The 19,499-nt window shown below is 60.6% G+C and carries 20 protein-coding genes; 7 read left to right on the forward strand and 13 right to left on the reverse strand.

Annotated features, from left to right (window positions below):
* Positions 1–90: 90 nt before the first annotated feature.
* The 4 genes from betC to Q0792_RS16685 form a co-directional block, all read right to left on the reverse strand.
* Entirely contained in the window at positions 91–1,599 is a 1,509-nt protein-coding gene (gene betC, locus Q0792_RS16670) for a choline-sulfatase (RefSeq protein WP_298843364.1), read from the reverse strand.
* Positions 1,596–2,171, reverse strand: a complete 576-nt coding sequence (gene betI, locus Q0792_RS16675; RefSeq protein WP_298843370.1) for a transcriptional regulator BetI — start codon at positions 2,169–2,171, stop codon at positions 1,596–1,598. Before betI ends, betC begins: the two co-directional genes overlap by 4 nt.
* A 69-nt stretch (positions 2,172–2,240) precedes the next feature.
* Positions 2,241–3,146, reverse strand: a complete 906-nt coding sequence (locus Q0792_RS16680) for a DMT family transporter (protein WP_298843372.1) — start codon at positions 3,144–3,146, stop codon at positions 2,241–2,243.
* Positions 3,147–3,185: 39 nt separating this feature from the next.
* Complete coding sequence (locus Q0792_RS16685) at positions 3,186–3,785, reverse strand: LysE/ArgO family amino acid transporter (protein WP_298843850.1); 600 nt, start codon at positions 3,783–3,785, stop codon at positions 3,186–3,188.
* A 93-nt stretch (positions 3,786–3,878) separates the two neighbouring features.
* Between Q0792_RS16685 and Q0792_RS16690 the strand changes: the two genes are divergently transcribed.
* On the forward strand, positions 3,879–4,772 hold the full coding sequence (locus tag Q0792_RS16690) for a LysR family transcriptional regulator ArgP (protein ID WP_298843375.1): 894 nt from the start codon (positions 3,879–3,881) through the stop codon (positions 4,770–4,772).
* 102 nt (positions 4,773–4,874) lie between these two features.
* Positions 4,875–5,135, forward strand: a complete 261-nt coding sequence (locus Q0792_RS16695; protein WP_298843376.1) for a hypothetical protein — start codon at positions 4,875–4,877, stop codon at positions 5,133–5,135.
* 86 nt (positions 5,136–5,221) lie between these two features.
* Here Q0792_RS16695 and Q0792_RS16700 read toward each other — a convergent pair whose 3' ends face one another.
* The gene (locus tag Q0792_RS16700) at positions 5,222–5,962 is read right to left on the reverse strand and encodes a YebC/PmpR family DNA-binding transcriptional regulator (protein WP_298843378.1); all 741 of its coding nucleotides are present in this window, start codon (positions 5,960–5,962) and stop codon (positions 5,222–5,224) included.
* Positions 5,963–6,086: 124 nt separating this feature from the next.
* Here Q0792_RS16700 and Q0792_RS16705 point away from each other — a divergent pair, with 124 nt between their 5' ends.
* From Q0792_RS16705 to Q0792_RS16715, 3 genes are all read left to right on the forward strand, one after another.
* Complete coding sequence (locus tag Q0792_RS16705) at positions 6,087–6,458, forward strand: VOC family protein (protein ID WP_298843380.1); 372 nt, start codon at positions 6,087–6,089, stop codon at positions 6,456–6,458.
* Positions 6,459–6,485: 27 nt separating this feature from the next.
* The gene (locus Q0792_RS16710; protein WP_298843383.1) at positions 6,486–8,258 is read left to right on the forward strand and encodes an SLC13 family permease; all 1,773 of its coding nucleotides are present in this window, start codon (positions 6,486–6,488) and stop codon (positions 8,256–8,258) included.
* A gap of 203 nt (positions 8,259–8,461) precedes the next feature.
* A complete protein-coding gene (locus Q0792_RS16715; protein ID WP_298843386.1) occupies positions 8,462–8,938 on the forward strand; it encodes a hypothetical protein in 477 nt (158 codons plus the stop codon).
* Here Q0792_RS16715 and Q0792_RS16720 read toward each other — a convergent pair.
* Genes Q0792_RS16720 through Q0792_RS16730 form a run of 3 tightly spaced genes read right to left on the reverse strand, consistent with a single transcriptional unit; the run spans position 8,921 to position 12,475 of the window.
* Positions 8,921–10,702 carry an SLC13 family permease gene (locus Q0792_RS16720; RefSeq protein ID WP_298843853.1) on the reverse strand — a complete coding sequence of 594 codons (1,782 nt, stop codon included), beginning with the start codon at positions 10,700–10,702 and terminating at the stop codon, positions 8,921–8,923. The genes Q0792_RS16715 and Q0792_RS16720 overlap by 18 nt on opposite strands.
* Positions 10,703–10,754: 52 nt before the next feature.
* A complete protein-coding gene (locus Q0792_RS16725) occupies positions 10,755–11,666 on the reverse strand; it encodes a DMT family transporter (protein WP_298843389.1) in 912 nt (303 codons plus the stop codon).
* On the reverse strand, positions 11,663–12,475 hold the full coding sequence (locus Q0792_RS16730) for a TIGR00282 family metallophosphoesterase (RefSeq protein WP_298843392.1): 813 nt from the start codon (positions 12,473–12,475) through the stop codon (positions 11,663–11,665). Before Q0792_RS16730 ends, Q0792_RS16725 begins: the two co-directional genes overlap by 4 nt.
* Before the next feature lie 201 nt (positions 12,476–12,676).
* Between Q0792_RS16730 and Q0792_RS16735 the strand changes: the two genes are divergently transcribed.
* Complete coding sequence (locus tag Q0792_RS16735; protein WP_298843395.1) at positions 12,677–13,510, forward strand: SDR family oxidoreductase; 834 nt, start codon at positions 12,677–12,679, stop codon at positions 13,508–13,510.
* Here the strand turns inward: Q0792_RS16735 and Q0792_RS16740 are convergent, their stop codons facing one another.
* Entirely contained in the window at positions 13,511–14,074 is a 564-nt protein-coding gene (locus Q0792_RS16740; RefSeq protein WP_298843398.1) for a 5-formyltetrahydrofolate cyclo-ligase, read from the reverse strand.
* Positions 14,071–15,462 carry a magnesium transporter gene (gene mgtE / locus Q0792_RS16745; RefSeq protein ID WP_298843401.1) on the reverse strand — a complete coding sequence of 464 codons (1,392 nt, stop codon included), beginning with the start codon at positions 15,460–15,462 and terminating at the stop codon, positions 14,071–14,073. Before mgtE ends, Q0792_RS16740 begins: the two co-directional genes overlap by 4 nt.
* Before the next feature lie 106 nt (positions 15,463–15,568).
* Between mgtE and guaD the strand changes: the two genes are divergently transcribed.
* Positions 15,569–16,906 (forward strand): guanine deaminase, encoded by a 1,338-nt coding sequence (gene guaD / locus Q0792_RS16750; protein WP_298843404.1) that lies wholly within the window; start codon positions 15,569–15,571, stop codon positions 16,904–16,906.
* On the opposite strand, the gene Q0792_RS16755 is transcribed toward guaD, so the two are convergent.
* Genes Q0792_RS16755 through hisN form a run of 3 tightly spaced genes read right to left on the reverse strand, consistent with a single transcriptional unit; the run spans position 16,878 to position 19,455 of the window.
* Positions 16,878–17,303: a CAP domain-containing protein gene (locus Q0792_RS16755; protein ID WP_298843408.1), complete on the reverse strand. Its 426-nt coding sequence runs from the start codon at positions 17,301–17,303 to the stop codon at positions 16,878–16,880. The genes guaD and Q0792_RS16755 overlap by 29 nt on opposite strands.
* Entirely contained in the window at positions 17,303–18,643 is a 1,341-nt protein-coding gene (locus Q0792_RS16760; protein ID WP_298843411.1) for an 8-oxoguanine deaminase, read from the reverse strand. Before Q0792_RS16760 ends, Q0792_RS16755 begins: the two co-directional genes overlap by 1 nt.
* Complete coding sequence (gene hisN, locus Q0792_RS16765; protein ID WP_298843414.1) at positions 18,640–19,455, reverse strand: histidinol-phosphatase; 816 nt, start codon at positions 19,453–19,455, stop codon at positions 18,640–18,642. The genes Q0792_RS16760 and hisN overlap by 4 nt, the downstream gene beginning before the upstream one ends.
* Positions 19,456–19,499: the final 44 nt, after the last annotated feature.

The raw sequence follows: 19,499 nt of genomic DNA on the forward strand, positions 1-19,499 counted from the left end.
GCGCCACAGGCGCCCTGAGAATGGCGTGCGCGTCAGCGCGCCTTCGGATCACCGCGCCGCTGACCGTCACCGGTTAGTTTTCCGGAAAGATCATTCGCCCCGCGGAAAGCGTTTGCTTTCCTCAAGTACGTTCAGATCCATGTGATTGCGCATGTACTGTTCTGAGGCATCCCGCAGGGGCTGATAGTCCCAGGGATAGTAACCGCCCTGGCGCAGCGCTTCGCATACGACCCAGCGTCTGGCCTGGCTCTTGCGCACATCCGCGTCAAAGGCCGCCAGATCCCAGCGCGCCTCTGCCTTTGCCCGCAGGCTCTGCAGCGTGCCCTGGTGCTCCGGCGCTTCTGCCAGGTTTGTCAGCTCATGCGGGTCGGCTTCCAGGTCAAACAGCTGATCGGGATCAAGCGTGCAGCGGTTGTACTTCCATTGTCCGTACCGCAGTGACACCATCGGGGCGTAAGAGGCCTCTGCGGCATACTCGATTGCCACCGGTTCCGTGCGTTCTTTGCCCTGCCCCATGGGCACAAGCGACACACCTGTGGTCCACTCCATCACTTCTTCCATGGAGACCCCGGCAAGGTCACACAAGGTAGGGCAGACGTCGATGTTCGAAACAGCCGTCGTCTGCAATCCTGGTTCCATCGCGGGGGCTGAAATCATCAGCGGAACACGGGACGACCCCTCATAGAACGACATTTTGAACCATAGCCCGCGTTCGCCCAGCATATCGCCATGATCCGAGACAAACAGGATGATGGCCTCCTGACGGGTGTCCTCCAGCGTCTGAAGGATTTCTCCGATCTTGTCGTCCAGATAGCTGATATTGGCGAAATAGGCCTGCCGGGACCGGCGGATATCTTCGCGTGTGATGTCAAAACTGCGCCAGTCGTTCGCATCGAAAATGCGTCTGGAGTGGTTGTCCTGTTCCTCATAGGGGATCGCAGGCACCTGCGGCTCAAGGTGTGCGCAGTTATTGTAGAGGTCCCAGTATTTCCTGCGCGCAACGTATGGATCATGCGGGTGCGTAAAGCTGACGGTAAGACACCAGGGACGGTCATCTGCCCCGCGCGACAGGTCATAGAGCTTGCGTGTCGCGTTAAAGGCGACCTCGTCGTCATATTCCATCTGGTTGGAAATTTCGGCGACGCCCGCCCCCGTGACTGAGCCCATGTTGTGATACCACCAGTCGATGCGCTCGCCGGGTTTGCGGTAATCCGGCGTCCAGCCGAAATCCGCCGGGTAGATGTCGGTGGTCAGCCGCTCCTCGAATCCGTGCAGCTGGTCAGGGCCGACAAAGTGCATCTTGCCGCTCAGACAGGTCTGATACCCCGCGCGGCGCAGGTGGTGTGCATAGGTGGGGATCGACGAGCAGAACTCGGCGGCGTTGTCGTAAACGCCGGTGGCAGAGGGCAGCTGGCCTGACATGAAGGCGGCCCGCCCCGGCGCACAGAGTGGGCTGGCGGTATAGGCGTTGCGAAACCGTGTGGATTTCGCGGCAAGCTTTTTCAGATTTGGCGCATGCAGCCAGTCCGCCGGCCCGTCCGGGAACAGGGTACCGTTCAGCTGGTCGACCATCAGGATAAGAATATTGGGTTTTGTCATTTCCCGCTCCCTATAAGCGTTTCAAGCGCTGCGAGGGCGGCGGCACGCGCCCCGTCTGCACTCTTTGAGCGCGACAGTGCTGCGCGCAGATAGAGGCCGTCGATCAGCGCACCGATCATTTCGGCATGCGCAACGGGATCATCGCTCAGGGGGCGCAGGGCATGGATCAGATTTGACTGAAGCCGTGCCTGATAGAGCCGCAGCAGGCGCAGCGTCTGCGGGTTGGTCTGTGCCTGGGCGTAAAGCGTCATCCAGGCACTGATCGTGGCCGGCGCGAAACAGGACGGCGCAAAGCTGGCATCGATCAGCGCCACAGCCCTGGCGTGGGGTGTTTCTGCTGCCTTCAGAGCGCGGCGTACCTCTGCCCCGAAGTCCCGCAGGATCTGTTGCATAGCCGCCAGAAAAATCTGGTTCTTGCCCCCGAAATAATGGTGCGCAAGTGCGGTGGACATGCCCGCGCGGCGCGCAATCTGGCCGACAGTGACGTCAAGCGACCCGCGCGCACCGATTTCGGCGATTGTCGCCTCAACCAGTGCCGAGCGGCGAATGGGTTCCATTCCGATTTTGGGCACGATCTGATCCTCCGGAGATGCCCTTCCGGCGGTACAGCGTTTTTGATTGACTCGTCAATCAATAAAAAGTCAGACCTTGGTGGCGTTCACCACCGGTGTCGTTCCGTGGCGTTTCACGGCAGCCTCGCGCCAGGTAATGAAGACGACAGAGGCAAGGATTACGACGCCGCCTGTGACGACCCAGACATCCACGGCCTCATCGAACACAAGAAAACCAAGGAGAACCGCCCAGACCAGTTGGGTGAAAGTTACCGGTTGCGTGACGGTCAGAGGCGCAGCTGCAAAAGCCAGCGTCATGGTGTAGTGGCCACCAACAGCGAAACAGGCGACGGCAAAAAGCAGTGCAAGATCTGTCAGCGTTGGCGTGACCCACTCCATCAGCGCAAATGGTGCCAGCACAATCGTGACAAAGATCGACAGCATGGCCACCACGACAGAAGGTTTCACCTCATCCGCCATGACCTTGGCGGTCAGGTATGACCCGCCAAAGGCCAGCGCGGCCCCCAGCATTGCGAAGTGCCCGCTGCTGACCTCACGAAAGCCCGGGCGCAGGATGATCAGCGCGCCGATCAGAGCGGCCAGCACGGCGGCAATCCGGCGGAATGCCAGCTTCTCGCCCAGGAAAAGTGCGGCGCCTATGGTGACATACACAGGTGCCAGGTAGTTCATTGCTGTCACATCAGCGATCGGGATGCGCACCATCGCATAAAACCACAGCATCACGCCGACGCCGTGCATGGCCCCGCGGAGCGTAAACAGGCGCCACTGCCTCGCAGACAACCGTGTCTCGCGCAGCGCACCAATAACCGGCAGCAGGAAAACAAGGCCCAGCAGGTACCTCAGAAAGGCCATTTCGACTGGTGGCAGCCTCGGGCCGATGTACTTTACCAGAGCCGTAACCGCGATAAAGCAAAGGCCGGTGACCAGCATCCAGAAGATACCCATGACCGGACGATGAGGCGTTCTTGTGACCATGCCCCAGAAAGACAGGGTTTGGCACATGTTCGCAAGGGGTCACGACAGAATGAGGCCGGCAGCGATCGCCCACATGGTTGCCGCAATCAGCGCGTCCAGTACCTGCCAGCTGCGCGGCCGCGCAAAGAGCGGTGCGAGCAGGCGCGCGCCATACCCCAGCGCAAAGAAGAACGAGATGCTGCCGACAACCGCACCGGCGCCAAAGTGCAGCCGGTTGTCGTATTGCGCAGAGATCGACCCCAGCAGAACAACCGTATCCAGGTAGACGTGGGGATTGAGCCAGGTCAGCGCGATCAGGGTCAGAAGCGTGCTCCGCAGCGACTGCCCGCCCCGCCCCTCACCGGTCTCAAGCATCTGCCCCCCGCGCCATGCGGACACTGCATTGCGCCAGCCATACCAGATCAGAAACGCCGCGCCACCATACCGCATGAGTGGTTCCAGCCACGGTGCCCGGGTCGACAGTGTGCCAAATCCCGCAACCCCGGCAGTAATCAGCAGCGCATCGGAAAGGCCACAGGTCAGGCATACCCAGAACACGTGCGACCGGCGCAATCCCTGGCGCAGGACGAAAGCATTCTGAGCGCCGATCGCGACAATCAGCGACACGCTCAGCAGGTATCCGGGCAGAAAATTCGTCAGCACAGCAGGCCTTTGCAACGGGTGTCAGCTTGACTAAGGCAGGCAGAACGCATTATTCAAATTAATTTAGTGATATCAGATTAAGTAATTCTTATGCGGTATGACCCTGCTCAGCTGACGGCTCTCACTGCAATTGTACGGCACGGCAGCTTTGACCTGGCCGCCGCCCGGCTGGGGGTGACGCCGTCTGCGGTCTCCCAGAGGATCAGGGCACTGGAAGAACAGGCAGGGACAGCACTGGTTGTGCGCAGTCAGCCATGTGAAGCGACCCGGGCAGGTATGGTCCTCGTGCGGCATGCTGAAAACGTGGCTCTGCTGGAGGCTCAGGTCACGGCGCACCTCGGCGCGTCAGGAAATGACACCGAACAGCCGGTGATCAGGCTCGCGGTCAATGCGGACAGTCTGGCAACCTGGCTGGTACCCGCGCTGTCAAAGGTTCCGGATGTGATATGGGACCTGGTGATTGACGATCAGGATCACGCAGCCGACTGGCTCAGGCGCGGCGAGGTCAGCGCGGCTGTCTCGGGCAACCCGGGACCAGTGCCCGGGTGCGACAGTACAAAACTTGGGTCTATGCGTTATGTGGCGACTGCCAGTCCGGCATATATGACCAGGTGGTTTCCGGACGGACTGACGCGAGAAGCGCTGCGTGTTGCTCCCCTTATGGCATTCAACGCCAAAGACCGGCTCCAGCACCGCTGGATCACTCATGCAACGGGCGAGCGGCTTTCACCGCCAACACACCGCATTGCTTCCACGCACGCGTTCGTCGATGCAGCGCTGGCCGGTATTGGATGGGGGATGAACCCCGAACCTCTTGTCCGTTCTCATCTGCAAAGCGGCAATCTGTTGCCACTCGCGCCTGATATGCCGCTTGATGTGCCGCTGTACTGGCAGGCCAGCCGCCAGATGGCACCCGCCCTGAAACCCCTGAACCGCGCAATTCGTGACGCCACGGCAACCAGACTGCAACAAATCATCACATGACTGTTATTGCTAAAATTTTATTCACGGAAATCTGAACATGCCTGATTGGCGTATACACTTTTAATCCCCATATGATGGGAAGTGTAAAAAGGATGCTCGGCCATGTTGGAAAATCTTCGCAATATCGATCTTACCGCTAAGGACATCGAACTGATCGAGTCTGCCCTGCACACACAGAAGAAAATTCTTTCGGTTCAGAGCCAGGCCGGAGGCCGTGGCGCACGCAAGAAACTGACCGATCTCAAGCACCTGATGAAACGTCTGAACCGGGCGACCCCGGTATGCGATGAACCACCGGTCGGTTTCTTTCAGACCGCGCGGGCTTTTTTCAGCACTGGCGACAGCTGCCCGCACACACGGTGAAGCACTGCCCCGTCCGTTAAACAAAAAGCCACCCGCGCATCCCGGGTGGCTTTTTCATTCAGAGGCCGGACGGCACCGCTATGCTGTCAGAGCTGCGCCATGACTTCGTCTGTCGCTTCAAAGTTTGTCGTCACGCGCTGAACGTCATCGTCATCTTCCAGCGCATCAATGAGACGCATCAGCTTCTGCATCCCGTCCAGATCCATTTCGGTCGTCGTTGTGGGTTTCCAGACCAGCTTGGTGCTTTCACTCTCCCCCAGTGCGGCCTCAAGGGCGGTTGCCACATCGTTCAGGTCTGTATCGGCACACCAGATAACGTGACCGTCTTCTGAACTTTCGACATCTTCGGCGCCCGCTTCGATCGCGGCCATCATCACGGTATCCGCGTCGCCCGCGTCGGCCGGATAGCTTACCTCACCCTTACGGTCGAACATAAATCCGACAGAGCCGGTCTCACCGAGATTGCCGCCGTTCTTGGTGAACGTAGAGCGCACCGTCGACGCCGTCCGGTTTCGGTTGTCCGTCATTGCCTCAACAATGACAGCCACGCCATTCGGACCATAACCCTCGTACCGGATTTCCTCATAATCCTCGCCGTCACCACCCGTCGCCTTGGTAATGGCGCGTTCAATGTTGTCCTTGGGCATGGACTGCGATTTTGCTTCCTTTACAGCGAGGCGCAGACGCGGATTTTTGTCCGGGTCAGGATCGCCCATTTTGGCGGCAATTGTAATCTCCTTGGACAGCTTGGAGAAAAGCTTTGCCCGCACCTTGTCCTGACGGCCTTTACGGTGCTGGATGTTTGCCCATTTTGAGTGGCCTGCCATTGATCAATCCATCGCTGTTTTCCGGTCCCGCTCCGTATAGTCCAGGAGCCGCCGGAGGAGCAAGACCAGGCGGACACGGGCAATTCCGTTTCCCGGCCCTCTCTTTTCATGTATGATCGGCCCCATGTCAGGTATCCATCAGATCACGCCGTTCATTATGACCCATGATCTTGATGGTGCGCTCCGGTTTTACTGTGACATCCTCGGGTTCAGTTGTGGTTTCCAGCATGAAAACTATGCCTTTGTGCGCTGTTCCGGCGGCGCTCTGCGCCTGCTTGAGGTTGCGCCCGACTGCGAAATCGGCGCGCAGATGGTTTATCTTGATTGCGAAGATGTGAATGACGTCTATGCCTCCATGAGAAACCGTCTGAACAGCCTTGGAAAAGCCCGTGTCCGGGCCCCGTTTGATCAACCATACCACCAGCGCGAATTTCACGTACGGGACCCGGACAACTGTCTGCTGATGTTCGGTACAGGTACGCAGCAGACTGACTGATCCCCCAAAGAGCCCGGAAAATCACGCATGACCACGGACCAGATCATCCTGTTCGCCCTTTTCGGAGCGGTTTTCGGACTGCTGCTCTGGGGCCGGTTCCGATACGATATCGTGGCGTTCTCGGCGCTGATGGTCGCGGTAGTCCTTGGGGTGGTTCCCACGGCGGATGCATTTGCGGGTTTCGGCCACCCCGCGACCATTGTGGTGGCTCTGGTTCTGGTGGTTTCCGCCGGGCTGGTCCGGTCGGGTGCGGTTTTTCTGATCACCCGCACTCTGGTGGACGCTTCACGCAGCCTTGGGGCGCATATCGCCCTGATGGGGGCCGTAGGTGGTGTGCTGTCGGCCTTTATGAACAACGTGGCCGCCCTCGCGCTGCTGATGCCCGTTGACATCCAGACGGCCCGCAAAGCAGGGCGCGCTCCGGGCCTGAGCCTGATGCCGCTGTCGTTTGCGACGATCCTCGGAGGCATGGCGACCCTCATCGGCACCCCGCCCAACATCATTATCGCATCAATCCGCGGAGATGCCCTGGGCGAACCCTTTGCAATGTTTGACTTTGCGCCGGTGGGTGGTGCCGCGGCCCTTGCAGGTCTGATTTTCGTGTCGCTCATCGGCTGGCGCCTGATCCCGCAGGGCGACGGATCGGACGCGGAACCTACTGATATTTCACAGTATATCTCTGAGCTCACTGTGCCCGACGGCAACAAACAGATCGGAAAACGCGTGGCCGAACTGACAAGCGCTGCCGAAAAGGCGGACGTTGCAGTAATCGGCCTGATCCGGGACGGCAAGCGGAGGTATGGGCAGGCACGCAACACAGTGATCCGGGCCGGCGACGCGCTGGTGATCGAGGCGACGGCCAGCGCTCTGGATGAGTTCCGCACCAGTCTCGATCTGGCTGTTGCCGACGCCCGGCGCGAAGAGCTGTTACGCGCGGACGGTGACGGTGTGGAGATACTCGAAGTCGCGGTGCCGGAAGACGCACGCATCCGTGGCAAGACGGCCCAGGCAATCGGGCTTGCCTGGCGGCAGCGCACAGTGTTGCTGGGTATCTCGCGTCAGGGCAAACGACTGACAAAGAACCTGCGTCAGACGCCAATTCAGACCGGCGATATCCTGCTTCTGCTGGTGCCCCGTGATACAGGCGCGGACGTATCTGAATGGCTCGGTGTCCTGCCGCTGGCAGACAGGGGGCTTGCGGTGACCGAAAACCGCAAGGTCTGGCTGGCCATCGGCCTGTTCGCAGGCGCTGTCGCCGCGGCGAGTACCGGTTTGATATACCTTCCGATCGCGCTTGGTCTGGTGGTCGTGGCCTATGTGCTGGCGAAAATCGTACCGCTGGCAGAGCTTTACGATCACATAAACTGGCCGGTTGTTGTGCTGCTCGGCTCTATGATCCCTTTAGGGGCAGCCCTCGAAACATCGGGCGGTACCGAGCTGATTGCCGGCGCACTGGTTGCGTGGACGGACGGCCTGCCCGCCTGGGCCGTTCTGACTGTGCTGATGATCGTTACGATGACCCTTTCTGACGTTCTGAATAACACGGCGACTACCATCGTTGCAGCACCCGTTGGCATCCAGATGGCCCTGACCCTCGATGTGTCCCCGGATCCTTTCCTGATGGCAGTGGCCGTGGCCGCGTCGAGCGCATTCCTCACGCCGATCGGACACAAGAACAACACACTCATCCTCGGTCCCGGTGGCTATCGCTTCGGCGACTACTGGCGGATGGGCCTGCCTCTGGAAATTCTGGTGGTTGCGGTTTCGATCCCGGCTATTCTGCTGTTCTGGCCGCTCTGAAAACCCACGTTTGATAAGAGCGCATTCGCGTTCTGAACAGTTCTTACCGGCAGCCGGCCAGAAAACACCGGCGCGCGTGCTGAAACGCCGGCTTTACAGACCGAAACAAGAATTCATTAACAGGTCAATGCTACACGTCATTGTCGGAAGCATGTCGGGCCCTGCGCCTGGCAGCGCGCCGTGATCACAGCTCCGGATCGGAAATGCACCAGAACCGAAGACCAGCGCATGAAGTAACCCCGGCCTCCGAGGATGCAGGGCTGTTTCAGAATGCGATCAGCAGTCTGGTTGTGGAACTGGTGCCCCAGACCCGGAGGAATGACCGCGGTGATCTGATTATCCGCGGATTTGTGAACTCAAAATACGACGTGGATGTCTTTTTCGCGGGACGGCGCGCAAAGGAGGCCGCACCCATTGAACGCCATCTCAAAACACTGTTGTCACGCGCCCGCACCGCGGCGCGGGCAGAAGGCATCGCACAGACAGACACTGACAGAGTGCGCTGGCCCATTCGTGTCGAGGGTGCATGGCGCCGCCGCGTCCAGCGGGACGAATGGGGCTGGGAAACGGGTACCTATCATCTCGTTGTCTCCCGCTGGTCAATCGTCGACGACAATGGAGTTACCAACGTCTTTGGCGCCCCCCCGATCATTCGCGCACCCTCAGAGGGGCCAGATTAAAGGGATTGTGAGCGAGACAAGTACCGCTGTCGACAGGTTCAGCGGGAGGCCGACGCGGATAAAATCAGTGAAACGGTACCCCCCTGGTCCGTAAACCAGCGTATTGGTCTGGTATCCTATCGGCGTGGCAAAGGCACAGGAGGCCGCGATCATCACGGCGACGACAAGCGGCCTGGGGTCAAGGCCCAGCGCCAGAGCCAGCCCGATGGCCAGCGGCGTCATGATAACAGCGACCGCATTGTTGGACACAAGCTCTGTCAGTGTGGACGTCATTACAAAAACAGCCAGAAGCACCGCGCCCGGTGGCAGCGAGGCAAGAAACGGCGAAACAGCATCCACAATGAGTGCTACCGCACCGGAGTTCTGCAGCGCTGCACCCACGGCAAGCATGGAAAAGATCAACGCCAGAAGTCGCCCGTCAATGAACGAGAAGGCTTCATCGGCATCAATACAGCCGCTGACCAGAACCAGCGCCACAGCCAGCACGGCCAGCAACAGGATCGGGGCCACGTTCAGCGCCGCGAGGCCTACAATCCCCACCAGCACTGCGATGGCAACCGGAGCATGGCTGCGCCGGTACGCCCGTTCCGACGGTTGTGCCACGTCGACCATATCCATATCCGCAGCCAGGCGGCTGATATCCTCAGGTGCTCCTTCGAGCAGCAGCGTGTCCCCGACACGCACCACCAGATCGTCCAGCTGGCGGCCGATGTTCTGGTTCCGCCGGTGCACCGCCAGGGTGTAGACACCATAGCGCCGCCGCAACCGCAGAGATCCCAGCATCCGACCGATCATCCGGCAGCCCGGCGTTATCAGCACCTCGACTGTTGTGGTCTCGACCGATGACACCTGGTCGACCGGGCGCAGTTCGCGGTTGTTCTGCAGGCTCAGCAGTTCGGTCATCCTGGTACGCAGCACCACACGGTCACCAACCTCCAGCGTCACCCCCTGAAGATCGCGCCGCAGCGACGCGTCGCCCCGGATCACATCGACCAGACGGACGCCCTCGCGGCGGAACAACGGTACTTCAAGCGCGACCTCCTCAATCAGGTTGCTGTCTGGTGGAATGACGACTTCGGTGAAAAACTTTTTCTGTGACGGGTCCGACAACAGACTTGCCATGCTGTCCCGTTCCGGTAGCAGACGTGGCGCGATCACGCTGAGATAAAACAGTCCCCAGACACAGACCACAAGACCCACCGGCATGATTTCGAAAATGGTGAAAGCCTGCAGCCCCTCGCCGCGCGCCACACCGTCCACGAGAAGGTTGGTCGAGGTACCGATCAGGGTCAGCGACCCACCCATGATTGCTGCATAGGACAGCGGGATCAGCAGTTTGGATGCCCGTGTCCCCAGCGTTTTGCTCAGCTGCACGACAACCGGGATCATCACAACAACCACAGGTGTGTTGTTCATAATGGCGGATGCGCCCATAACGGACAGGATCACCCCTGCAACGGCCGACCGCGGATGGGTCCGGGCGTAGCGCTCGGCAAGGCGCGTCAGCACGTCCAGTGCGCCGGTGCGGACCAGCGCACCCATCACGATAAACATCGCAGCAATCGTCCAGGGTGCCGGGTTGCTCAGAACTGCAAGCGCGTTGTCATAAGGTAGCACACCAACGGCCAGCATCAGCGCCGCCCCCGCGATGGCCACAACCTCGGTCGGAAAGGTTTCCCGCACGAACAGTGTGAACATGACAGCCACCACCAGCAGGGTCAGCAGGGCACTTGTTGTCTGGGAAACATCGAACAGGGAAATCACGGACAGCTGGTCCAGTTCTTTTGGGTCATACCGCTCCAGTCTCGCTGATTGCTCAGGATGCAGCAAGCGCCTCTCTGGGTCGCGGTTGCACCATGTACATTCCTGCGAACATCAGAGCCATGGCTGCCCAGATACCGGGCGCATAGGCCTCGCCCAGGATCATTTTAGCCCACAGAACGCCAAATCCGGTCACCAGATAGCTGACCTGCACTGCAAAGACCGCACCGGCACGCCCGACGAGCCAGACATACCCTGCATAGACCAGAACATGAATGACGGACGCCAGGACATGCGCCTGGCCTTCAATGGTCAGTGCTGCTGCGGGGGGGATCCATTGCCCTGACAAAACCGCGACCGGCAGCATGAGGACAGCGCCCATCAGAGACGCGCCATAGAGCACCTGAAACGGGTCCATGCCCGCGGTGCCTGTTTTTGCCACCAGATTGCCTTCCAGCCCGTAACACAGGCTGCTGATCAGAGCGATCATCACCCAGAACACTGGCAGGTTCAGCGCCTCGGCACCGGGCAGCGCAATCAGCAGCACACCGGCCAGGCCGCATCCCAGACCCAGCAGCCGCCGGACAGAAAAACGGTCGAGACCAAGCGCCAGCGCAATCGGAAAAGCCCACATCGGCACCATGGAGAGCAACAGGGACAAAACACCCGATGGAAGGTGCACGGCAGCCTGATATGAGGTCGAATTCGGCAGAACCGTGCCGATCACCAGCACCATCAGGCAGATGCCGAGCTGCCGGCGCGCGCGCGGCAGACGGGTCCCGCGCATCAGACCGATCACGGCCATGAGGGCTGCACCAATGGCCAGCTGCCAGAAGATGAGACCGAAATGCCTGTAGCCTGTTGAAACCGCGATTTTGGTCAGCGGCTGTGTCAGGCCCCAGCCCGCCCCCATCAGCACCAGCATACCGGTAAAATACCACAGCTCCCTGCGCGTCAGCGTTGTCATGGTGCGGCAGGTTCGAGGATGCCACCTTTTCGGATCATCGCGATCCGCGTGGTCACGCCGGTGCGGTCATCGGTTTCGATATAAACGCCCGAAAGGGTCGCCTCGCCGTTGGCAGGGGTGAAACGCTCTTTTGGCATCCCGGTGATAAACCGACGCAGTGGTTCGGTCTTTTCCATGCCGATCACAGAGTGATAATCGCCGCACATGCCCGCATCGGTGATATACCCCGTGCCCCGTGGCAGAACCATCGCGTCCGCCGTAGGAACATGTGTGTGCGTTCCCGCCACCAGGCTTGCACGCCCGTCACAGAAATGGCCCATCGCCATCTTTTCCGATGTCGCCTCGCAATGGAAATCCACGATAACGGCCTGGGCCATTCCCCCGCGCGGATGGGTTTTCAGAACCGGTTCCAGTGCCGAAAACGGATCATCAAACGGGCGCTTCATAAAGACCTGGCCCAGCGCCTGTGCCACGAGTACTTTGCGGCCCGAGCGGGTAGTGAACAGCCCCGCACCTTTGCCAGGGGCCGCTTTGGAAAAGTTCAGCGGGCGGATGACGCGCGGTTCCTGCTCGATAAACTGCAGCATATCCTTCTGATCAAAAGCATGATCGCCAAGGGTCAGGCAATCCGCACCCGCATCCAGCAGCGTTTTCGCATGTGAGCCGGAAAGCCCCATGCCCGATGTCGCGTTCTCGGCATTGACGACGACAAAGTCGAGTTTCCAGTCCGTCCGCAGACGCGACAGGTTTTCCGTGACTGCGCGCCGTCCGGCACGCCCCATGACATCTCCAAGAAACAGGATTTTCATACCCCAGCCCTATGGTGGCCCGTCAGACAGAGCAAGTGCCAGCGCGAAATTATTTGCTCCGCACAGCGCAGCCACGCCATTGCAGGCCTGACTGCGGGGCGCACCTGTTGCATATCGCAGTGCGGCCATGCGAACGTGAATGCCTCACAGATCACGTTGCGCTGGCCGGACAGGCTGCGCCGTCACCAGCGGGGAACCACTATGACCTGGACAGAAACCGAAAAACTGGGCGGCCTTGCGGTCATAACCGGTGGCGCCAGTGGCGTTGGACTTGCCGCCGCAGAGCTGCTGGCAGCGCGCGGCTTTGATCTGCTGATCGCGGATCGCAACACGGACAGCCTGAACCATGCTGCAGAAAGCCTGCGCACCGCCGGGGCACAGGTACAGACCGCCGAAGTGGATGTCGCCGATGCAGACGCTGTCGAAGCGCTCGCGGACCGGGCCTTTGATACAGGACCTGTCGCGGTGCTGATGAACAACGCCGGCATGGCCCGCCCGACCAGCACCACAACCGCTCCGGATGAGTGGCGCCAGATCTTCGACGTGAATTTCTACGGCGTCCTGAACGGTGTGCATTCTTTTGTGCCGCGTATGACGCAAGCCGGGCGTCCTGCCACGGTCATCAACACCGGGTCAAAACAGGGCATCACAACGCCCCCGGGCAACCCGGCCTATAACGTCAGCAAGGCCGCGGTTCGTGTCCTGACGGAACAGCTGGCGCATGAGCTGCGTGAAGCTGGCAGCCCTGTCAGCACTCATCTTTTTGTGCCGGGATTTACCTATACCGGCATGATCGCAGCTTTCATGCCTGAAAAACCCGCCGCGGCCTGGACCAGCGAGGAATGCGTGGAATACCTGTTCATGCGGGTCGCAAACGGGGATTTCTATGTTCTCTGCCCGGACAACGATGTGACCGAGGCAAAGGACGCCCGGCGCGTGCTGTGGTCGGCCGGGGATATTGCTGAAAACCGCCCTGCCCTTTCCCGGTGGCACCCGGACTGGAAAGACGCCTTTTCAGCATTTGAGAGCGGGTGATCAGCGCAGGTCGGTGATGCCTTCGTCCGTCACCATCAGATCAAGCGGCTGGTCGGTTGGTTCCAGCGGCAGATTATCGGTTTTTTGGGCAGCATAGGCAAAACCGACTGCCAGTGTCGCCCTGCGTCCGCGCAGCATCTGAAGCGTCCGGTCATAGAACCCGCCGCCATAGCCCAGGCGCCCGCCCGACCCGTCAAAGGCCACAAGCGGCACGATCACAATCTCCGGCTCAAAATAAACCGGATCAGCGGGGACCTGCGCGCCAAAGGGGCCCGCGGTCATCGCAACCCCCGGCTCCCATCCGGCAAACAGCAACGGCGCACCGGCAGCAGTTATCACAGGCACCCCGACAGGTCCGTGAGCGGAGGCCTCCTCCATCGCAGGAAGTGGGTTTATCTCGGTACGGATCGGCATGTATCCCGAAAGCGGCACACCGCGGTAACCGGCCAGCAGCGCAGACAAATGCCCCGCGCCCGTACCCCGGTCTGCAGCATGCGCGGCCTTGCGGCGGGCAAAACCATCCTTGCGCGCAGCCGCCTTGAGCGCCGTAAGATCAGCTGTCACAGCAGCACCATAACCGCCAGACCAAGGAACGCGAAAAAGCCGACAACGTCCGTCACCGTTGTGACAAAGGCACCCGATGCCAGTGCCGGGTCCACGCCGATGCGGTCAAGGATCACCGGAATAACCGTACCGGCGAGGCCCGCAACGACCAGATTGATCACCATCGCCGCGGCCAGGACGTACCCCAGCGCCGGAGAGCCGAACCAGATAAAGCCAACGATCCCCATAACCACGGCAAAAATTGTGCCGTTGACCAGCCCGACCAGCACCTCTCGCCGGATAACCCGCCAGACGTTGGCACCGGTAAGATCCTTGGTCGCAATCGCACGCACAGCCACGGTCAGCGACTGGGTGCCCGCGTTTCCGCCCATGGAGGCCACGATGGGCATCAGCACCGCCAGCGCGACAATCTGTGCCAGAGCGACCTCGAACTGCGCAATCACCAGCGATGCCGCGATGGCCGTGACCAGATTGACCGCCAGCCAGGGAAGCCGCTGTTTGGTTGTTTCAACAACACGGTCTGACAGCGAACCATCGCCGACACCTGCAAGCCGCAGGATGTCTTCCTCATGCTCTTCGTCCAGCACCACCATGGCATCGTCAATGGTAATCATACCGATCAGACGTTCTTCCTCGTCCACAACCGGCGCCGAAATCAGGTGGTACTGGTTGAACGCATAGGCCACATCCGACTCGTCCTGCGTGGCCGGGATCACCTGAAAGGTCTCTTCACGCAGGTCCATCAGCCTCGTTTCGCGTTTGGACCGCATAATCTTGCCCAGCGTCACATTGCCCACGGGATGCAGCCGGGGGTCAACGATGACCATGTGGTAAAACTGCGCCGGCAGATCATCCTCGGGCGTCGCGCGCAGATAATCGATTGCGTCACCTACGGTCCAGTGCTCGGGCGCCATGACCACTTCGCGCTGCATCAGACGGCCGGCAGAGTACTCCGGATAGCTCAGCGCCTGTTCCACGGCCGCTCTGTCGGATTCCTCGAGCGCCTCAAGAATGGCTTCCTGCTGATCGTCCTCGAGGTCTTCGACCAGATCAACGACGTCGTCGCTGTCCATATCGCGCACGGCCTGATTGAGCACCTGCGGCGTAAGAACGGAGATCACTTCCTCGCGCAGGCCCTCGTCGAGTTCCGACAGTATTTCGCCGTCAAACTCACGATCATACAACCGGATCAGACGCGTCCGGTCAAAAGCGTTGATCTGTTCAAGAAGGTCAGCAATGTCCGCTGCGTGCAGCGGTTCCATCAGCTCTGTGAGCTTGTCCTTGTCCTCAATATCGACAGCATAGAGGATTGCCGCGATTGCCTTTGGTCCGAGCAGATAGGCATCTTCTTCTGCCTCCGGCTCAATCTGATCCGTCTGATCCGACATCGCTGTGCTCCCCGTCTGTGTGCGGACCATAAGGGTGGCATGGACGGGATACAATGGGGGCGCGCGCCCCGTTGTGGCGCCCCCGCGAAGTGCCTAGTATTGCGCCATGAGCATGCAGACCCTCCTCACCGGCGCGACCTTTGAGACGACCGGAAACCCGATGACCGCACCGTGGCAGGATGTGGTCCGCATCAACACTTCAGGCGCCGTGCTGATAGAAAACGGCCGGATCCTCGCCGTTGGGGATGCCGAAGCACTCAGAGCTGCTCACCCGACAGCGGAGCACACGGATTATGGGAACAGACTGATCTGCCCCGGCTTTGTGGATGCACATGCCCACTATCCGCAGACAGCGATGATCGCGAGCTGGGGCAAGCAGCTGATCGACTGGCTCAACAGCTATACGTTCCCCGAAGAAATGCGGTTCGCCGACCCTGATTTCGCCCGTGAAACCTCGGCACGCTATCTCGATCTGATAACGGCTCACGGCACCACGACCGTCTGCTCATACACCACCGTCCATCCGGCAAGCGTCGACGCCTTTTTTGAGGCCGCGCTGCAGCGTGGCATGGCTGTTGTCGCGGGCAAAACCTGTATGGACCGGAATGCTCCGGACGGTCTGAGGGACACAGCCCGTTCCGCCTATGACGACAGCAGCGCCCTGCTCGCGCGCTGGCACGGAAAAGACCGCCTGCGGTATGCGATCACGCCGCGGTTTTCACCCACGTCGTCACCCGAGCAGCTTGCTGCCATGGGCGCACTCTGGGCCGAAAATCCGGACTGCCTGATGCAGACGCATCTTTCAGAACAGCCCGGCGAGATCGCCTGGGTCGCCGAACTGTTTCCACAGGCCAGGGACTATCTGGACACTTATGAAGCGCACGGCCTGCTCGGACGTCGCGCTGTTTTCGGTCATGCCGTCCATCTCACAGCCCGGGAAAAGGACCGCCTTGCGGAAACAGGTGCGGCGCTGGTGCACTGCCCCACATCAAACACGTTTATCGGATCGGGTCTGATGGATGTCGCAGGACTTGCTGCGCGCCGCATTCCTCTGGGACTTGCAACCGACACAGGCGGTGGTTCATCGTTTTCAATGCTGCGCACAATGGCCGCGGCATACGAAATCGGCCAGTTGCGCGGTACGGCACTTCACGCCGCACAGCTTCTGTGGCTGGCGACCGCCGGCTCTGCAGACAGCCTGCACATGGGCGATGAAATTGGACGCCTTGCCCCCGGTATGGCCGCGGACCTGACAATCCTCGATCTTGCATCCACACCTGCGATCGCACAGCGTCACGCGCGCGCGGGCGACATATGGGAAGCTGTTTTTCCAACAATCATGATGGGTGATGATCGTGCCATTGCGGATGTCTGGATCGGCGGCAGACGGACGCCCCCCTGGCAAGCCGCTGCAATCAGCAACCCGGGCGGGCAAGCACCATAACCCAGGTGTCTTCTGCTGCATGCACGAGAGCGAATTCTGTCACCTCGCGCGACAGCATATTGCGCCTGTGCCCTTCTGACCCCGCCCAGGCGGCCATGACCTCAGCCAGATCATTCTGTCCCTTCGCAATATTCTCTGCGACCACGCACCACGCGTAACCCGCGCGCGTAACTCTGTCAGAGACGCCCGAGCCGTCACTGCCTGTGTGCGCAAAGAACTGTTCCGCGATCATGTCACGGGCATGCGCCAGAGCCGCCGTCTCCAGCATCGCAGAATACTGCAGAGCCGTCCGTCCGTTTTCGGCACGAAATGTATTCACAGACCGCAGTGCTGCAGGATCCGCGCCGGCCGTTCCCGTGAGCACCAGAACAGCCGCAACGGCAAGAACAGCCCGCATTACAACGACTCCCGAAGGGCCCGCGCCAGCGTATTCTGACGCGCGACAAGGGACTGCAGATCGACCGTCTGCATCTGGCCATCCCGAACAACCGCCCGGCCTTCGACAAACAGATCGCGGACCGTCACAGGCCCTGCCAGCAACAGTGCAGCAGGATCCCAGCTTCCGGCCGCTTCAATGCCGGAGACGTCCCAGATGGCAATGTCTGCCCGCGCGCCCGGAGCAATACGACCACAGTCACCACGTCCGAGCACATCCGCGCCCCCACGCGTTGCAATCTCCAGTGCCTCACGTGCACTCATGGCGTCCGCACCGGATGCCACCCGCTGCAGCAACATGGCCTGTCGCGCCTCTGCCACGAGATTTCCCGCGTCATTGCTGGCTGATCCGTCGACGCCCAGCCCGACCGGCACACCCACGTCGCGCATAGCCCGCACCGGTGCAATTCCACTGCCGAGCCGGCAATTGGAACAGGGACAATGCGCGACACCTGTTTTTGTGCGGGCAAAGAGCGCCTGTTCGCTGGCATCCAGCTTGACGCAATGCGCATGCCAGACATCCGGCCCCACCCACCCCAGTTCCTCGGCATACTGGCCGGGCCGGCAGCCGAAAGTTTCCAGCGAATAGGTAATGTCCTCGTCATTTTCAGCCAGATGCGTGTGCATCATAACGCCCTTGTCCCGCGCCAGCAGCGCCGCGTCACGCATCAGGTCACGGCTGACGGAAAAGGGCGAACAGGGCGCGACACCGACGCGACACATTGATCCCGCTGAGGGGTCATGAAACGCGTCAATCACCCTGATACAGTCTTCGAGAATATCTGCCTCGCGTTCCACCAGATCATCTGGTGGCAGCCCTCCCTGCGAAACCCCGATGCTCATCGCACCTCGGGTCGGATGAAACCGCAGACCTACGTCCGCAGCGGCGTGGATTGTGTCTTCGAGCCGCGCCCCGTTGGGATAGAGGTACAGATGATCACTGCTGAGAGTACAGCCCGACAGCGCCAGTTCGCACAAGCCGACCTGCGCCGAGGTAAAGAAATGCTCCGGCGTGAACCCGGACCAGATCGGATAAAGGGTCTGCAGCCAGCCAAAGAGCAACGCGTCCTGACCACCAGGCACAGCCCGCGTCAGCGTCTGATAAAGGTGGTGATGCGTATTCACCAGACCTGGGGTCACAACGCATCCCGCGGCATCGATGGTCTGCACTCCGGACTGCAGACCAACACCCACTTCCGCAATTGCGCCGTCCTGTACCAGAACATCTGCGCCCCTAAGCTCGCGTCGCTGGTCGTCCATTGTCAGCAGACAATCTGCGCCCCGTATCAGCAGCTCGCTCACGCAGGCACCCTGCTCAGGATGCTCAGAGCCTCTGCATGTATCTCTGCATTGGCCGCCGCCACAGCCCTGCCCCCCATATGGGCAGGGCCACCCTGCCAGTCAGTGACAACACCCCCCGCTGCCTGCACTAGCGCGATCGGCGCCTGAATATCATAGGGCTGCAGTCCGGCTTCGATCACCAGATCTGCATGCCCGCCTGCCACAAGCGCATAAGCATAGCAGTCCATACCATACCGCGTCAGTGTTGCCTGGCCTGCGACAGCATGGAATGCCGACTGTTCATCTGCGCTTCCGACTTCCGGAAAGGTTGTGAACACCGTCGCATCACGAAGTGCCGTACCAGACCGGGTGCTCAGGTCACGACGTCCCAGCGGACCGTCGCAGACGGCACCCGCGCTGCTGCCCCGGAAACGCTCACCGATGTAGGGCTGATCAATAATGCCGAAAAAAGGGCCCTGATCATCAGACACGGCGATAAGAACGCCCCAGGTCGGCGTGCCGCTGACAAAGCCGCGCGTCCCGTCTATCGGATCCAGAACCCAGGTCAGACCTGTCGTGCCGGCCTGCGTTCCATATTCCTCACCAAGGACTCCGTCATCCGGGCGCCTCACCGACAGGATTTCGCGCATCGCGCGCTCGGCCGCACGGTCTGCTTCCGTTACCGGGTCGTAACCGCCATCCAGCTTGTTGTCGGTCGCGATGTGAGAGTTTCGGAAAAACGGAAGAATGGCCGCACGCGCAGCGTCGGCCATTTCGTCAGCTATCTGATGTATTGTGTCCGGATCGCAGGCGGCACGGGCGTTAACTGTCATGCCGACAGGAGTGCCACCTGCGCCGCGTCCGTGCAAGAGCCCGG

It is taken from the genome of uncultured Roseobacter sp. (genome assembly GCF_947495025.1).
Lineage (GTDB): Bacteria > Pseudomonadota > Alphaproteobacteria > Rhodobacterales > Rhodobacteraceae > Roseobacter.

What these genes read in the sequence shown, in the direction of transcription:
- Q0792_RS16735 (WP_298843395.1), top strand. Translation starts at nt 12,677, where the DNA reads ATGACCTGGACAGAAACCGAAAAACTGGGCGGCCTTGCGGTCATAACC.
- Q0792_RS16725 (WP_298843389.1), bottom strand. Translation starts at nt 11,666, where the DNA reads ATGACAACGCTGACGCGCAGGGAGCTGTGGTATTTTACCGGTATGCTG.
- Q0792_RS16695 (WP_298843376.1), top strand. Translation starts at nt 4,875, where the DNA reads ATGTTGGAAAATCTTCGCAATATCGATCTTACCGCTAAGGACATCGAA.
- Q0792_RS16710 (WP_298843383.1), top strand. Translation starts at nt 6,486, where the DNA reads ATGACCACGGACCAGATCATCCTGTTCGCCCTTTTCGGAGCGGTTTTC.
- Q0792_RS16715 (WP_298843386.1), top strand. Translation starts at nt 8,462, where the DNA reads ATGCACCAGAACCGAAGACCAGCGCATGAAGTAACCCCGGCCTCCGAG.
- mgtE (WP_298843401.1), bottom strand. Translation starts at nt 15,462, where the DNA reads ATGTCGGATCAGACGGATCAGATTGAGCCGGAGGCAGAAGAAGATGCC.
- hisN (WP_298843414.1), bottom strand. Translation starts at nt 19,455, where the DNA reads ATGACAGTTAACGCCCGTGCCGCCTGCGATCCGGACACAATACATCAG.
- guaD (WP_298843404.1), top strand. Translation starts at nt 15,569, where the DNA reads ATGAGCATGCAGACCCTCCTCACCGGCGCGACCTTTGAGACGACCGGA.
- Q0792_RS16700 (WP_298843378.1), bottom strand. Translation starts at nt 5,962, where the DNA reads ATGGCAGGCCACTCAAAATGGGCAAACATCCAGCACCGTAAAGGCCGT.
- betC (WP_298843364.1), bottom strand. Translation starts at nt 1,599, where the DNA reads ATGACAAAACCCAATATTCTTATCCTGATGGTCGACCAGCTGAACGGT.
- Q0792_RS16730 (WP_298843392.1), bottom strand. Translation starts at nt 12,475, where the DNA reads ATGAAAATCCTGTTTCTTGGAGATGTCATGGGGCGTGCCGGACGGCGC.
- Q0792_RS16680 (WP_298843372.1), bottom strand. Translation starts at nt 3,146, where the DNA reads ATGGTCACAAGAACGCCTCATCGTCCGGTCATGGGTATCTTCTGGATG.
- Q0792_RS16690 (WP_298843375.1), top strand. Translation starts at nt 3,879, where the DNA reads ATGCGGTATGACCCTGCTCAGCTGACGGCTCTCACTGCAATTGTACGG.
- Q0792_RS16705 (WP_298843380.1), top strand. Translation starts at nt 6,087, where the DNA reads ATGTCAGGTATCCATCAGATCACGCCGTTCATTATGACCCATGATCTT.
- Q0792_RS16755 (WP_298843408.1), bottom strand. Translation starts at nt 17,303, where the DNA reads ATGCGGGCTGTTCTTGCCGTTGCGGCTGTTCTGGTGCTCACGGGAACG.